9 protein-coding genes and 1 pseudogene are annotated in these 14,516 nt (G+C 61.9%); 6 read left to right on the forward strand and 4 right to left on the reverse strand.

All coding sequences use genetic code 11. The annotated features are described in order from the left end of the window. Window positions 1-16: 16 nt before the first annotated feature. The 4 genes and pseudogenes from FYB92_RS07845 to FYB92_RS07860 form a co-directional block, all read right to left on the reverse strand. Window positions 17-1,345 carry a cytochrome c gene (locus FYB92_RS07845; RefSeq protein ID WP_003620476.1) on the reverse strand — a complete coding sequence of 443 codons (1,329 nt, stop codon included), beginning with the start codon at window positions 1,343-1,345 and terminating at the stop codon, window positions 17-19. A 433-nt stretch (window positions 1,346-1,778) separates the two neighbouring features. Further along, window positions 1,779-4,143: pseudogene (locus tag FYB92_RS07850) on the reverse strand (glucose/quinate/shikimate family membrane-bound PQQ-dependent dehydrogenase). A 174-nt stretch (window positions 4,144-4,317) separates the two neighbouring features. Then, window positions 4,318-5,805, reverse strand: a complete 1,488-nt coding sequence (locus tag FYB92_RS07855) for a mannitol dehydrogenase family protein (RefSeq protein WP_332828989.1) — start codon at window positions 5,803-5,805, stop codon at window positions 4,318-4,320. A gap of 393 nt (window positions 5,806-6,198) precedes the next feature. Further along, complete coding sequence (locus FYB92_RS07860; protein ID WP_332828430.1) at window positions 6,199-6,930, reverse strand: SDR family oxidoreductase; 732 nt, start codon at window positions 6,928-6,930, stop codon at window positions 6,199-6,201. Window positions 6,931-7,186: 256 nt separating this feature from the next. Here FYB92_RS07860 and rpmI point away from each other — a divergent pair, with 256 nt between their 5' ends. The 6 genes from rpmI (at window position 7,187) to lpxB (ending at window position 14,181) form a co-directional block, all read left to right on the forward strand. After that, entirely contained in the window at window positions 7,187-7,390 is a 204-nt protein-coding gene (gene rpmI, locus FYB92_RS07865; protein WP_012554749.1) for a 50S ribosomal protein L35, read from the forward strand. 14 nt (window positions 7,391-7,404) lie between these two features. Next, window positions 7,405-7,761: a 50S ribosomal protein L20 gene (rplT, locus tag FYB92_RS07870; protein WP_003620466.1), complete on the forward strand. Its 357-nt coding sequence runs from the start codon at window positions 7,405-7,407 to the stop codon at window positions 7,759-7,761. Between the two features lie 220 nt (window positions 7,762-7,981). Continuing rightward, window positions 7,982-9,052, forward strand: a complete 1,071-nt coding sequence (gene pheS / locus FYB92_RS07875; protein ID WP_003620464.1) for a phenylalanine--tRNA ligase subunit alpha — start codon at window positions 7,982-7,984, stop codon at window positions 9,050-9,052. A gap of 3 nt (window positions 9,053-9,055) precedes the next feature. Next, window positions 9,056-11,518 carry a phenylalanine--tRNA ligase subunit beta gene (pheT, locus tag FYB92_RS07880; protein ID WP_332828431.1) on the forward strand — a complete coding sequence of 821 codons (2,463 nt, stop codon included), beginning with the start codon at window positions 9,056-9,058 and terminating at the stop codon, window positions 11,516-11,518. 127 nt (window positions 11,519-11,645) lie between these two features. Continuing rightward, window positions 11,646-12,611, forward strand: a complete 966-nt coding sequence (pstS, locus tag FYB92_RS07885) for a phosphate ABC transporter substrate-binding protein PstS (RefSeq protein WP_048858846.1) — start codon at window positions 11,646-11,648, stop codon at window positions 12,609-12,611. Window positions 12,612-12,984: 373 nt separating this feature from the next. Further along, a complete protein-coding gene (gene lpxB / locus FYB92_RS07890; RefSeq protein WP_332828432.1) occupies window positions 12,985-14,181 on the forward strand; it encodes a lipid-A-disaccharide synthase in 1,197 nt (398 codons plus the stop codon). Window positions 14,182-14,516: the final 335 nt, after the last annotated feature.

Here is a 14,516-nt window from a genome sequence, read left to right on the forward strand (position 1 = left end):
AGCTCCGTCTTTCATCTCAATGAGAAGAGGCGACAGGAGAGGCAGCCAGCGTCTTGCGGACGTCTGCGGCTTTCTTCTCAAGGTCGGTCCAGGGTTTCAGGGTCGTCCGCGTGGCGCGCAGGTAGGCGGCCAGACGTGCGAGGTCCGCGTCGGAGAAGGAATGGTAGAAGCTGGGCATCGACACGGTGGAGATGCCTTCCTGCGTTCCAATTCCGTGCAGGATCACCTGATACAGGTTGGTCGGTTCATCCAGCCACAGCGCATTGTTCAGCGCCAGGTCGGGGCGTCCGTCAACCGGCTGCGGGCCGGCGTTGGCATGGCACGCGGCGCAGGCCCCGGCATACAGGCGTGCGTTGGGGTCTGTCTGCGGGCCGACGAGGTCACGCATGGACGCCTTCATGGCCCAGGCGATGGCCTTGGGGTCTTCGTTGACGCGGGTGGCGGCCTTGTCGATATCCGCAAGATAGTGCGCGATGGCGTGGACGTCGGATTCCGGCATCTCGCTCAGGCCACCATGGACGACAGGCGACATCGGGCCAGCCGCACTGCCATGCAGCGGGGCGGAACCGTAACGCAGATACTTGAAGAACTCGTCCTCGGTCCACACGACAGGGGTGGGGTTATGTTCGTTGAGCGGCGGGGCAATCCAGTTATCCACCGGCGCGCCGTCATAGGGGGCGCTGCTCTTTTCCGCGCCCATCGCATTGCGCGGTGTATGGCACGCAGAGCAGTGGCTCAGCCCTTCGGCAAGATAGGCACCACGATTCCACTGCGCATCCTTGGCATCGTTATTCTTCAGCGGCCCTTCATGCAGGAACAGGAGCTTCCATCCAGCCTGTTCCAGGCGGATATTGAAGGGGAAGGCCACCGTGTTGTCGCGCTTGACCGAATGGACCGGTTCGCGCGTCATGAGGAACGCATAGACGTCATCAATGTCCTGATCCGTCATATGCGTGAAATGATCGAACGGGAACGCCGGGAAAAGCTGTGTCCCGTCACGTGAAATGCCCTTGCGCATCGCACGCTTGAACGCGGCCTGCGACCAGTGACCGATGCCGGTTTCCGGGTCGGGCGTGATGTTGGAGGAAAAGATGGCGCCAAAGGGCGTGTCCATCTTGTAATCGCCCGCCAGTTCGATACCGCGCTTGCCGTCGGTGCGGGTATGACACTCCGCACAGTAACCACCGGCGGCCAGCACACGACCATGTTCGATCTGTGCCTTGCTGAAGGAGGAGGGAGACGGCGGCGCAACCGGAGCAATCTCCGGATACCACGCGTACGCAAGGAATCCGACGCCACCGGCGACACCGATTCCCACAATCGCTGCTGCAATGCGTTTAATCACGATGTTCTCGCGGTTGTGAAAGTCATTTTATCACCCCGTATCATCCGCCCCGAGTTTCGGCGCTACGTCTTCAGAAACAAAGAAACCAACATGCATGTGCATGCTGCTTTCCGGCACCGGAGCAACAGGACGCGCAGGGGCGCTCCTTCCTCGCGGCGGACAGTCAGTCTTGATGTTTCCTAATCAAGGGCTTCCACCTAACGTAAGGTGAAAACACTTATAAGACTTATTTGGATCTTTATACCCCACGAAAGATCATCTGTAAAAGCCTGAATAAGTGGCGTTTACAGGGGCCTGATGGCGGATGGGGCAGGGTGGCGGGGAACGTTGTTTCCCCGGTGAACCATGTCTATATCTGAGTATATACAGACAGTCACCGCCGGGTCAAGCCGGGACGACATGCCGCGTCGTCCCGGTTGCGTATGTGCCGCCGTTATTCAGGCAGGCTGTAGGCGACCACGTAATCGCCCATCTTGGTCCCGAAGGAGCCGTGGCCCCCATCGGCCGTCACGATGAACTGGCGTCCATTGACGGCATAGGTCATCGGCGTGGACTGCCCACCGGCGGGCAGGCGGTCCTGCCACAACTGCTGTCCGGTTGTGACGTCATATGCCCGGATATAGTAATCGAGCGTGGAGGTCAGGAATGCGACCCCCCCCTGCGGTGGTCAACGGGCCGCCCAGGCTGGGTACGCCCATCCTGAAGGGGATCGGCAGTGGTGCGCTGTCACGGATCGTGCCGTTGCGATGCTTCCACACGATCTTGTTCGTACGCAGGTCGATGCCGGACATATATCCCCATGCAGGCTGTTTGCACGGCAGGCCCAGCGGTGACAGGAATGCATGCAGGTCAACGCCATAAGGTGCGCCGAACTGTGGCTGCACGCCGCTTTCGCTGCCGGATGGCTGGGATTTGTCAGGGGTTGCGGGGTTGTTGGGGCCGCGCGGGATCAGGGTGGACACGAACGGGATGGCGATAGGGTTGGCGATCGCGATCTGCCGGACCGGATCGACCGCCAGTCCGCCCCATTCAAACATCCCGAGGTTGCCGGGGAAGACCAGTGTTCCCTGCAGCGAAGGCGGCGTGAATGGCCCATCATAGCGGAGCTGGTGGAACATGACGCGGCAGATCAGTTGGTCGAACATCGTGCCGCCCCACATGTCCGCATCCGTCAGGTTCTTTTTCGGCCGGAATGTCAGTTGGGAGAAAGGCTGCGTGGCCGACAGGTGATCCCCTGGCGCCGCGCCCTGCGGGACGGCGCGTTCGGGGGCGGGCACCACCAGTTTGCCGTCACGGCGGTCCAGCACAAAGATATTGCCGGTTTTCGCCGGGGCATACAGGGTCGGGACAACCTGCCCGTCGGGCATGCGGATATCCACCAGGCTGGGCTGTGCCGGGATGTCCATGTCCCACAGGTCATGATGGACGGTCTGGTAACTCCATACCAGTTTTCCCGTCGATGCGTTCAGCGCGACGATCGAGCTGGCATAGCGTTCGGAATCCGCATTGCGGTTTCCGCCCCAGATATCGGGGGTCTGGACACCCATGGGGATATAGATCAGGTCCAGATGCGCGTCATAGGACGACGTGATCCATGAATTCGGTGAATTGGGCACGAAATGGTGGTGTTCGGACGGCATTTCGTTGGGGTCAGGGTTGCCGGGGTCGAACGCCCATTTCAGTTCACCCGTATTGACGTCAAAGCCGCGCGTGACGCCAGAGGGTTCATGCGTGGAATAATTGTCCGTCACCGCACCCGATACGATGACCATGTTGTCCGTCACAACCGGGGGGGAGGTGGGTTCGTAAAAACCCGCCGTCTTGACCGTCATGCCGTCCTTCAGGTCGATTTCCCCATCCGTGCCGAACCCGTGACAACGCGCCCCGCTATGCGCATCAAGGGCGAACAGGCGGCCATCATTCGTTGGCAGGAAGATGCGCTGCGCACATTCGGCAGGCGCCGCATCCGCCGGGGCTTCGTGATAGGAAACGCCACGGCAGGTCAGGTGCTGGAACGTTGGGTTATGGACGATCTGCGGATCGAACTTCCACCGCTGCTTGCCTGTGGCGGCATCCAGCGCGAACAGGATCTGGTGCGGTGAACACAGGTAAATCGTATCGCGGATCTTGATCGGCGTGACTTCGTCCGTCGTCTCCCCCGGATCGCCCGGACCACGCATGTCACCCGTACGGAATGTCCACGCGACTTTCAGCTTGCCGACATTCGCAGGCGTGATCTGCTTGAGGGGAGAAAAACGGTCCCCGAACTCCGTGCGGCCATAAGCCTGCCAGTCTTCGTCGGGCATCTGGCCGGCATCGCCGGGCGTCGGGGCATTCTGCGCCACGGCCGGCAGGCTGCCGGCGATGTCCTGCGGGTCCTGCGTCAGGGCAATGCCGACAACCGCGACCGCCGCAGCAATCACCGCCCCAAGCACAAGGCGTGGCGCCCCGACTGGCGCCCTGAGGTGCCGCGTCACCCCCGGCAGAAGCAGCAGGATGCCAATCGGCACCAGAATGTCGCCGCGCGGGGCCAGCGCCCAGAAATCGAAACCGGCTTCCCGCACGGCCCATATCATCGTACCCGCAAGCAGGAGGGCATACAGGCCCAGCGCGGCCTGTGCCCGCATGAACAGCAGCCATGCCGTGCCCAGCAATGCCACCCCGGCAAGGACATAATAAATAGATCCCCCCAGAACGGCCAGCCATATGCCACCACCCAGCAGGTAAAGGCCGGATATCGCACATAGGGCAATGGCGAGGAGGAGGAGGGGACCAGGACGGGTGGGGGGAGTATTCATGATCTTCCTGAAGCAGAGCGAAAAACGGCGGGCGCGGGCCTTAGTTCAGGAGACAGCTTATAAATCAGGCGCAGGTCAAGAAGTTATTTCTAACGATGACGTGTCAAAGCCCTCCGCGATGCAGGCATGGCGGAGGGCGCACAGGACGGGTCGTATATCGTGGAAAAAGAAGGGTTATTGCGCCGTAAGAACGACCTCCGCCAGTGTCCTGCGCGTGCCGTGCGCACGGATGGCCTGCCGGACCGTGCGATAGCATGTGACGAAATCCGGTGACTCCGTCAGTCCCCAGCCCGCGAACACCGACATGTTCAGGGCCGCATCAAGGTCCGCGCCAGTGGCAAGGACACGGTCCGGCGCGCTGAGATGTGGTTCCATGATCGGATAGGTCGCGCCATTGTCATCATGGCCGCGCAGATATTCCAGATAGCACGAGATCACGAAGGCCACGCGGATCGGGGTGCGGTGCGTCGCCAGCAGGCCCATCGCCGTTTCACGGATGAACATCTGTAGCTTTGACGTGCTGTCCGATGCGATGCGCAGCAGTTGGTCGCTGATGGCATGATTGCGGAAACGCCGTAGCAGCAGTGCGCCATATTCATGCAGTTCCATGCCCGGCGGTGCCGTCAGCAGCGGTTCTGCGTCAAGGCCGAGGTAACGCTCCACCAGGGAGACTTCGTTCATGTCAGCCATGATGTCGCTGACAATGCGGTATCCCGACAGCACGCCCGACAGTCCCAGCAGCGAGTGCGAGGCATTGAGCATCCGCAGCTTTACTTCCTCATACGGATGGACATTGTCCGTGAACTGCACGCCCACGGCATCGAATTCCGGCCGGCCTGCGCAGAATTTGTCCTCGATCACCCATTGTATGAAATCCTCGCAAAAGACAGGGATGCGGTCATCAAGGCCACTGGCGGCATCAAGGCGGCGCACGTCATCGGGGCGCACCGCCGGGGTGATGCGATCCACCATCGTGCAGGGGAAGGTGACGTTGTCTGCCATCCATTCCGCCAGCGCCGCATCGCGTGCCCTGGCCCATGTCAGGGTGGCGTTGCGCGCCACGTGGCCATTTTGCGGCAGGTTGTCGCAAGACAGGACGGTGAATGGACCAACCCCGCGGTCACGGCGCAGGCGCAACGCCTCGGTCAGGACGCCAAAGGCGGTATGGGGCACATCGCGCTTCAGGTCTTCGGCAATGACAGGCAGGTCGAGCGGAAAATGCCCGTTTTCATCAACGTAATAACCGCCTTCGGTAATTGTCATGCTGACGATGCGTATCGCGGGGTCAGTCAGGCGTTCGATGGCTGCCGCACGATCGGCCGGGGCGTGGACATATTCGATGATGGAGCCGATGACCCGCACGGTATCGGGTGCGTCGGGCGCGCATTCCGTCAGGGAATACAGGCAGTCCTGCGCCTTCATGGCATCGGCCTTGTCCGCCTCGCCGGGGCTGTCCATCAGGCCGATCCCCACGATGCCCCAGTCCGACTGCCCCGGGCGCGCCAGAATGCGTTCAAGGTAGACCGCTTCGTGCGCGCGGTGGAAATTACCGACACTCAGATGGGCAATGCCCGGCGTAACCTTGCCGCGGTCATAGGACGGAACCATGATTTCCGGCGGCAGATGGGGCAGGGATGTAGTATTGAGTATGGTCATGACCATTTTCCACGGCAAAGTATTCACGACGCCTAATCAGAAATGGAAAATGTGACAACCCGCGAAAGTGATGTACCTGCCGCCAGTTTCCGGCAGGAAAAGGGCAGGGTGATCCGCTTTGGCGGGATTTGGGGCATGAGGGGACGATCGCTGTGTATATTACGAAGTATTGCGCAGCATCCGGGCCACATCCGTTAAGGCGCATGCGTAAAGTGCAGGCCGAAGTCCCGGCAAAGCCGGAAGCGGGATGCGGTTGCGGTATCATTTTCGCAAAAAAGCTTTTGCATGCAGTCTTGATTTAAAAAATCAAGGCGGGTGCAGGAAGCCGGGGCGACAGTCGGGCAGGCTCCGCAAAGGGTGCCGCAGGGAAACAGCCTGTTTCCCTGCGCAAACGCGGCGTCAGGCAGCCAGCCCCCCATCCACGGTCAGGGCCGCGCCGGTGATGTTGTCGCTTTCGGGGCGGGCCAGGAAGGACGCCATGGAGGCGATGTCAGCCGGTTTGCCATATTCCGGCACGCACAGGAAACCGCGCAGCATGTCCGCACCCGCGCCATCGGCAGGGTTCATGTCCGTATCAATGGGGCCGGGCTGGATCACGTTGATGGTAATGCCTTCCGGCCCCAGGTCACGCGCCGCGCCACGCACGAAACCACCCAGCGCGGCCTTCGTCGCGCTGTAGAGCGAGATGCCGGGGAAGGGCGCGCGTTCGCCAAAGGTGGAACCGATCAGGATGATGCGCCCGCCACGCTTCATATGCGTCACGGCGGCCATCGTCTCCAGCATGACGGCGCGTACGTTCAGGTCCAGCGTCGCATCCACCTGCGCCACCGTCATTTCCTGCACCTTGGCATAGGGATAGATGCCGGCATTGCACACCAGCGTGTCCAGACGCCCGAAATCCTGCACAACCTGTTCGATCAGTTCCCGTGCCGCGTCCGTGCCCTCACCCGCGCGATAGGCCCGTGCCGTGCGGCCAAGTGCCGTGATGTGCGCCACAGTCGCATCCGCCGCCGTTGCATTGCGGGCATAGGAAATTGCAATGTCGAACCCGTCCTTCGCCAGGGCTTCGGCAATGCTGGCCCCAATTCCACGGCTGCCGCCGGTCACTATCGCCACGCGTTGTGCTGTCATGATCGTTCTCTCCCGTCTGGGGACCGGTCCCCATGTTGCCGTTGCGTTATAGGCTGCCGTCCGGGGGGAGACAACGCGCCATGGTGATCAGAGGCGATCAGGGGCGATCAGGGCTTGATTGGTGTCGCGGCGTTGTTTATAGGCAGCGATGTTCGCGCGTCCGGGCCTGATCAAGGGCATGCCCGGCCGCAATGTCACGTTCGCGTTCCGACCGGTCCGGTGGGCCATGGGATGCGAAAAACCGATGGAGATGAAAATGCCCAAGATGAAGACCAAGTCGTCGGTCAAGAAGCGGTTCAAGATCACCGCGACCGGCAAGGTGCTGGCTGGCCCCGGCAACAAGCGTCACGGCCTTATCAACCGTTCGCAGAAGATGAAGCGTACCAACCGCGGTTCGCAGACCCTGACGGAAATGGATGGCCGCACTGTGAAGCAGTGGGCGCCCTACGGGCTGGCATAAGGAGCATCTGATACATGGCACGCGTCAAGCGGGGCGTTACCTCACACGCCCGTCACAAGAAGGTTCTGGAACTCTCCAAGGGGTACCGGGGCCGGTCGTCCACCAATTATCGCATTGCGCTCGAACGGCTTGAAAAGGCCCTTCGCTATGCCTATCGCGACCGTCGCAACAAGAAGCGTGAATTCCGCGCCCTGTGGATTCAGCGCATCAATGCCGCCGTGCGTGAACATGGCCTGACCTATAGCCGTTTCATCAACGGTCTGGACAAGGCAGGGATCGAAATTGATCGCAAGGTGCTGGCCGCCATTGCGTTCGACGATGCCGCGACCTTTGCCGAAATCGTCAAGAAGGCGCAGGCCGCTCTGGCCTGAACCTGTTGTCCACCCCATAATGTGGTGACAGGTCCGCGAAACGGGTCGTCCTGCCGGGCGGCCCGTTTTGTTTTGAGTACCCCGGTGTGTCCTGATGCGCGACAGCGGCGCGGCGATGGTCCCACCCCACGTAATCCGATACCTAATCCGATACCCGGCATGGCCGCCATCTGTCGAATGCGCCTCGGCCTGCCTGTCCGGTGAGCCTGTGCGAGGTAGCATGAGTGACGATCTCGAAACCCTGAAGCAAGATACCCTTGCGGCGCTGGCCGCGGCACCTGACCTGCGGGCATGGGACGAGGTACGCGTCGCGACAATGGGCAAGTCAGGACGCCTGACCGGCCTGCTGAAGGAACTGGGCCGGATGTCGCCGGAGGAGCGCAAGCTGCGTGGCAGCGCGCTGAACCGCCTGCGTGACGAACTCTCGCGCGAGATCGCGGCCCGTGGCGAAGCACTGGAGGCCGAGGCCCTCAATGCCCGTCTGGCTGCCGAACGGGTCGATGTCACCCTGCCTGCCGCCGTGCAGGCCGAAGGCACGCTGCATCCGATCAGCCGCACGATCGAGGAAATGACCGCGATTTTCGGGGCGATGGGATTCAAGGTTGCCGAAGGCCCGGATATCGAGACCGACTGGCATAATTTCGCCGCCCTCAATACCCCATCGCACCATCCTGCGCGCACGGATCAGGATACGTTCTACCTCCCGCGGGAGGGGACGGAAACGGCGGAGCGTGTGTTGCGCACCCAGACATCGGGCGTGCAGATCCGCACCATGCTGGCGCATGAACCGCCCATTCGCATCATTGCGCCGGGGCGCACCTATCGCGCCGATCATGACGCGACCCATTCACCGATGTTTCATCAGTGCGAGGGACTGGTGATCGACCGCGACATCACGCTGGGCCATCTCAAGGGCTGCCTGTCGGATTTCCTGCGCGCCTTCTTTGCGCAGCCTGACCTGCCGGTGCGGTTCCGTGCCTCTTATTTCCCCTTCACCGAACCGTCGATGGAGGTTGATATCGGCTGGTCGCGCAAGACGGGACAGATCGGTGGTGGCGATGACTGGCTGGAGGTGCTGGGGTCGGGCATGGTGCATCCGCGCGTGCTGGCGAATTGTGGCCTCGACCCGCGTGAATGGCAGGGATTTGCCTTTGGCATGGGGATCGAACGTCTGACCATGCTGCGCCATGGCATTCCCGACCTGCGTTCCTTTTACGACAGTGACGTACGCTGGCTGCGTCATTACGGAACCAGCCCCCTGTCACCCGCCCTGCTGCATGAAGGTCTGTGATCAATGAAGTTTTCACTGTCATGGTTGCGTGAACATCTGGACACGACGGCAAGCGTCGCGGACATCTGCGCACGGCTGAATACCATCGGGCTGGAGGTCGAGGGGATCGAGGATCGTGGCGCGGTCCTCGCCCCATTCCGCACGGCACGTATCCTCAGCGCGGAACAGCACCCCAATGCCGATCGCCTGCGGGTATGCCAGGTGGACGCGGGCGAGGGGTTTGCGCGCGTGCAGGTTGTCTGTGGCGCGCCCAACGCACGCACGGGCCTGTCGGTCATCTTTGCCCCGCCGGGCACATGGATTCCAGGCAGCGACATTACCATCAAGGCCGGCAAGATCCGGGGCGAGGCCAGCGGCGGGATGCTGTGTTCGCTGCGTGAACTGGGGCTGGGGCAGGAAACCGACGGCATTGCCGAACTGCCCGATGATACGGTGGTGGGGCAGTCCTATGCCCTGTTCGCGGATATGGATGATCCGGTCATCGAAATCGCCATCACGCCGAACCGGGGCGACGCACTGGCCATCCGTGGCATTGCGCGCGACCTTGCCGCGGCGGGGATGGGCACGCTCAGGCCCTGGCTTGCCGAAACGGTGGAAGGGACGTTCGCGTCCCCGCTGTCATGGGCCAATACATTTACGCAGGCCTGCCCGTGGGTTCTGGGCCGTACGATCCGTGGCGTGCGCAATGGGCCAAGCCCCGAATGGTTGCAGCGGCGGCTGGAATCCGTGGGGCTGCGCCCGATTTCCGCGCTGGTGGACATCACCAACTATTTCGCGTTCGACCTTGGCCGCCCGCTGCATGTCTTTGATGTGGCAAAGGTGGGGGGCAAGGTGCTGACCCTGTGTCGTGGAGAGGGCGAAACACTGCGTACCCTTGACGGTGCGGAACATGTGATGACGGTGGAGGACTGCGTGATCGCCGACGCCAACGGCGTGCAATCGCTGGCTGGCATCATGGGGGGGGAAGCAACGGGCGTGGACGCGGCGACGACCGACGTCTTTGTTGAATGCGCGCTGTTTGATCCCGTGCATATCGCCCTGAGCGGCAGGCGGCATAACCTGCATTCCGATGCGCGTCAGCGCTTTGAACGTGGTGTGGACCAGGCCCTGCCCCCCGCCGCGCTGGAGGCGGCGACACGCATGATCCTTGATCTGTGCGGGGGGGAGGCCAGCGAGGTCGTCTCAGCCGGTGCGCCGCCCACATGGCAGCGCGACGCGCACCTGCGCTTTGCCCGTATCGCGACGCTTGGCGGACTGACGGTTGCGCCAGACCAGGCGGTGGCCTCGCTGGAGGGGCTGGGCTTTGAGGTTCGCGAGCGCGATGCGCAACATGTGGTCGTCAGCGTGCCGTCATGGCGCAATGACATCGCAACGCCGATGGTGCTGGATCAGGCGCGGGATCTGCCACCTGAACAGGCTGCCCGCGCGGCGCAGGGCGCGATGGCGGTCGATTCAGAAGTGGATTTGATTGAGGAAGTCCTGCGGTTGCAGGGCATGGATGCGGTCCCGGCGGTCTCCCTGCCGCCTGTATCCGCCGTACCGGTGCCCGCCCTGACGGCGGCGCAGGTGCGCGTGGCCTCGGCGCGGCGGCACCTGGCCGCGCGTGGCCTGCTGGAGACGGTCGGTTTTTCCTTTGTCGCGCATGCCCAGGCGGCAGCGTTTGGCGAAACACCCGAAAGCCTGCATCTGCTCAACCCCATTGCCGCCGATCTGGATCAGATGCGTCCGACGCCTCTGGTCAACCTGCTGAACGCGGTGCAGCATAATGCGGTACGTGGATATCCCGACCTCGGCCTGTTTGAAATCGGGGCTGGCTTTGCCGAGGCAGGACAGCGTCAGGTCGTGGCGGGCATTCGCAGTGGCCATTCGGCGCGCATCCCCGGTCATGCGGCAACGCCCGTGGACCTGTGGGCGGCCAAGGCGGATATCCTTGAGGTCCTGCGCATCGCGGGGGCTGCGATGGAGGGGCTGAGCATTACCCCCGACGCGCCCGCGCATTATCATCCGGGCCGTTCCGGCACGGTGCGTCAGGGGCCGAAGCTGGTGCTGGGGTATTTCGGGCAATTGCATCCCGCGCTGCTGTCTGAACGCGGGATCGACCTGCCGGTGGTGGGGTTCGAGACGTTCATTGAGGATGTGCCCGAACCCAAGCGCCGCCGCCGCGCGCCGCCCAACCTGTCGCCGTTCCAGCCGCTGCATCGTGATTTCGCCTTTATCGTGGCGGGCGATGTCCCTGCGGAAAAACTGCTGCGCGCTGTCAGGGGGGCGGAACGCAACCTGATTTCCGCCGTCAGCCTGTTCGATGTGTACGAAGGTGACAAGATCCCGGCCGGGTACAAGTCCATGGGGGTGGAGATCACGATCCAGCCCATCGACCGCAACCTGACTGATGCGGATATCGAGGCGGTGTGCGCACGCGTGATTGCCGCCGCGCAGAAAACCTGCAATGCCGAACTGCGTGGCTGAATGCCTGATGGCGCGACGGGGCTGTGCTCCTGTCGCGCCCATGCATCCGGCATTCGCATGTTGATCAGGGGGGGAGAGGTCATTGCGCGCCATAGGGGGATGGATCGGGACGGGGCTTGTTGTCCTGATGGCGGGATATGCCGGCACCGCTGGCGCCACGGCGATTACGGGGGCGGGGTCCAGTTTTGGCGCGCCCATTTATGGCGCGTGGGGCGAGGATGCGGCGAAGGATGTGGGCATCACCCTGAATTACCAGACGATCGGCTCCGGGGCGGGACAGAATCAGGCCCGTGCCCGTACGGTTGATTTCGGGGCGTCGGATGCACCGATGTCCGCCACCGCGCTGCACGATGCGCGCCTTGCGCAGTTTCCTACCGTCATGGGGGCGATTGTCCCTGTCATCAACCTGCCCGGTGTGGGGGATAATCAGTTGCACCTGACGGGTGCATTGCTGGCGCAGGTTTATGACGGGGAAATCACGTCGTGGAATGATGCGCGTATCGCCGCCGTCAATCCGGGCCTTGCCCTGCCCGATATCCCTGTAGCGCCGGTGCGGCGGGCAGACGGGTCTGGCACGACCTTTGTGTTCACGACCTATCTTTCGCAGTCATGGCCCCAATGGCAGGCGCAGGAAGGGGCAGGCACCTCCATCCAATGGCCGGTTGGCGAGGGGGCGCGCGGCAATGACGGGATTGCCGCCGCAGTGCGCAATACACAGGGCAGTATCGGCTATCTTGAATATGCCTATGCCGCGGGCAACCACATGGTCATGGCGCAGATGCGTAACCGCCATGGGGAGGATGTGGTGGCCGACCATGCAAGTTTCGAGGCTGCCGCCCGTTCCGCGAAATGGGCGGATGACGCCACACGGCGTGTCGATGTCCTTGATGCGGCGGGGGCAGGGGCGTGGCCGATCATGGCTGCGACCTATGTCCTGATCCCCACTGATCCCACCGATCCCGCGCAGGGGCGCGCGGTGCGGGATTTCTTTGTCTGGGCATTCGACCGGGGGGACGAGACGGCGCGTAAACTGCAATACGTGCCCCTGCCGCCGGAGGTAAAGGTCGGGATAGAAAGCTTCCTGAAGCAGTAAGAGCGTGTTTGAAAGCAACTCATTGATAAAAAACAAGAAAAGTTTCTGGGTGCTGCCTTTTGATCGAAAAAGGCGGCGTCTTCTGAAGCTTTCTGGAAAAAGCTTCACCAAAAACCTTTATAATTTCAGTATGTTATTGATCCCGGCTTTTTAAACAGCTCTGCTGGAGCAGATCCTATTTTGAATGCGTGCATTCAAAAATGCGTGCATTCAAACAGGTGAAGATGTTCGTAAAAACCATAAACCGGAGCATCTTCACCGAGCCGGTTTTCGGTGGAAATGCTCCAGGATTAAGGGCGAACCTTCCACGGACGGGCATGACAGGCGCGGATATGACACCATGTTGCAACCATCGTCGGGGACTCTGGCACTGATGACCTCACCGCTTCCCTCCATCATGCCCGCAACAGGGCGGACGATCTGGATACTGGCGGGGGAGGCAAGTGGGGACGTTCTGGGCGCGCGCCTGATGGGTGAACTGACGCGATGTGATCCGGGCCTGCGATTTGTCGGGGTCGGTGGCGCAAGGATGGAGGCAGCGGGCCTGCGTAGTGAGTTCCCCATGCGTGACCTTGCGGTCATGGGACTGGTGGAGGTTCTGCCGCGCCTGCGTTTTCTGTCACGGCGGCTGGATCAGGCGGTGGCGCATATCCATGCGATCCGTCCTGACCTGATCATCACCATCGACAGTCCCGGTTTCACGCTGCGCCTGTTGCGGCGGGTTGCCGCGTTATCCGTGCCCCGGGTGCATTATGTCGCACCGCAGGTCTGGGCATGGCGGGAGCATCGTGTGCGCGAATTCCCTGGCCTGTGGGAACGCATGCTGTGTCTTTTGCCGTTCGAGCCCGCTTTTTTCGCCCGTCATGGGGTGGAGGGACGGTTCGTCGGGCATCCGGTGGTGCAATCCGGGGCGGATCAGGGGGATGGTGCCGCCTTTCGTGCGCGCCACGGGATTGCGGCGGACGCGCCGGTGCTGGTTCTGATGCCCGGCAGCCGCCGTTCGGAGGCCCCGCGCCTGTTGCCGGTATTTGGCAAGGTGCTGCACCTGTTGCAGTCGCGCTGTCGCGGGATTGTGCCGGTTGTGCCGGTGGCCCCTGTCATTGCCGATACCATTCGCAAAGGTGTGGCGGACTGGCCGGTGCGTCCCATTATCGTGACGGACCTGCAGGACAAGCATGATGCCTTTGCCGCGGCAGGTGTGGCATTGACCAAATCAGGGACATCGACGCTTGAACTTGCATTGGCAGGGGTGCCCATGGCGGTGACATACCGCGTCAATCCCGTAACCGCCGCCATTGCACGCCGCCTGATCCGGGTGCCTTATGTGGCGATGGTCAATCTGCTGGCGGGGCATCGACTGGTGCCCGAACTGTTGCAGGAACGTTGTCGGGCGGATCTGCTGGCTGATACCATCATGCGCCTGCTGACGGATGGGCACAGTGCGCGCATGCAAAAGGCCGGGTTCAGGAAGGTGGTTGCAGCGTTACACGGGCCGCAGGGCGATCCGACCGCTGCCGCCGCAGGGGAAATCCTTGCCCTGCTGGATGCCTACCCGCCGGGACATAAGTAGAACCACGTGTGCAAAGGATCCGCGCCCCGCACGACCGGGCTGTTCCATATCACTCTGGTTGGAGGCGGTCGGAAAAGGCAGCCCCAGGAATCCCCTGAAATCTACTGGGCGAATAAAAGTGTTGGGTAAGGATTTTGTCACGGAATATTTGAAAGATGTTCCTTCTTGAAAGAAGGGAGTTCGGGAAGCCTTTGCCATTTCTTCGTAATGGATTGTTAAAAAGACAGCCCATTAGGAATTATTTGAAAACAAATCATTGATAAAAAACAAGATAAAGTTTTTGGGTGCCGCCTTTTGATCGAAAAAGGCGGCGTCTTCTGAAGCTTTTCAGAAAA

The organism is Novacetimonas sp. GS1 (genome assembly GCF_036686925.1).
Classification (GTDB): Bacteria; Pseudomonadota; Alphaproteobacteria; order Acetobacterales; family Acetobacteraceae; genus Novacetimonas; species Novacetimonas hansenii.

Coding starts and splice junctions, on each gene's coding strand:
- FYB92_RS07855 (WP_332828989.1), bottom strand. CDS start 5,805: ATGGTCATGACCATACTCAATACTACATCCCTGCCCCATCTGCCGCCG.
- pstS (WP_048858846.1), top strand. CDS start 11,646: ATGGCGGGATATGCCGGCACCGCTGGCGCCACGGCGATTACGGGGGCG.
- pheS (WP_003620464.1), top strand. CDS start 7,982: ATGAGTGACGATCTCGAAACCCTGAAGCAAGATACCCTTGCGGCGCTG.
- rplT (WP_003620466.1), top strand. CDS start 7,405: ATGGCACGCGTCAAGCGGGGCGTTACCTCACACGCCCGTCACAAGAAG.
- pheT (WP_332828431.1), top strand. CDS start 9,056: ATGAAGTTTTCACTGTCATGGTTGCGTGAACATCTGGACACGACGGCA.
- FYB92_RS07860 (WP_332828430.1), bottom strand. CDS start 6,930: ATGACAGCACAACGCGTGGCGATAGTGACCGGCGGCAGCCGTGGAATT.
- lpxB (WP_332828432.1), top strand. CDS start 12,985: ATGACCTCACCGCTTCCCTCCATCATGCCCGCAACAGGGCGGACGATC.
- rpmI (WP_012554749.1), top strand. CDS start 7,187: ATGCCCAAGATGAAGACCAAGTCGTCGGTCAAGAAGCGGTTCAAGATC.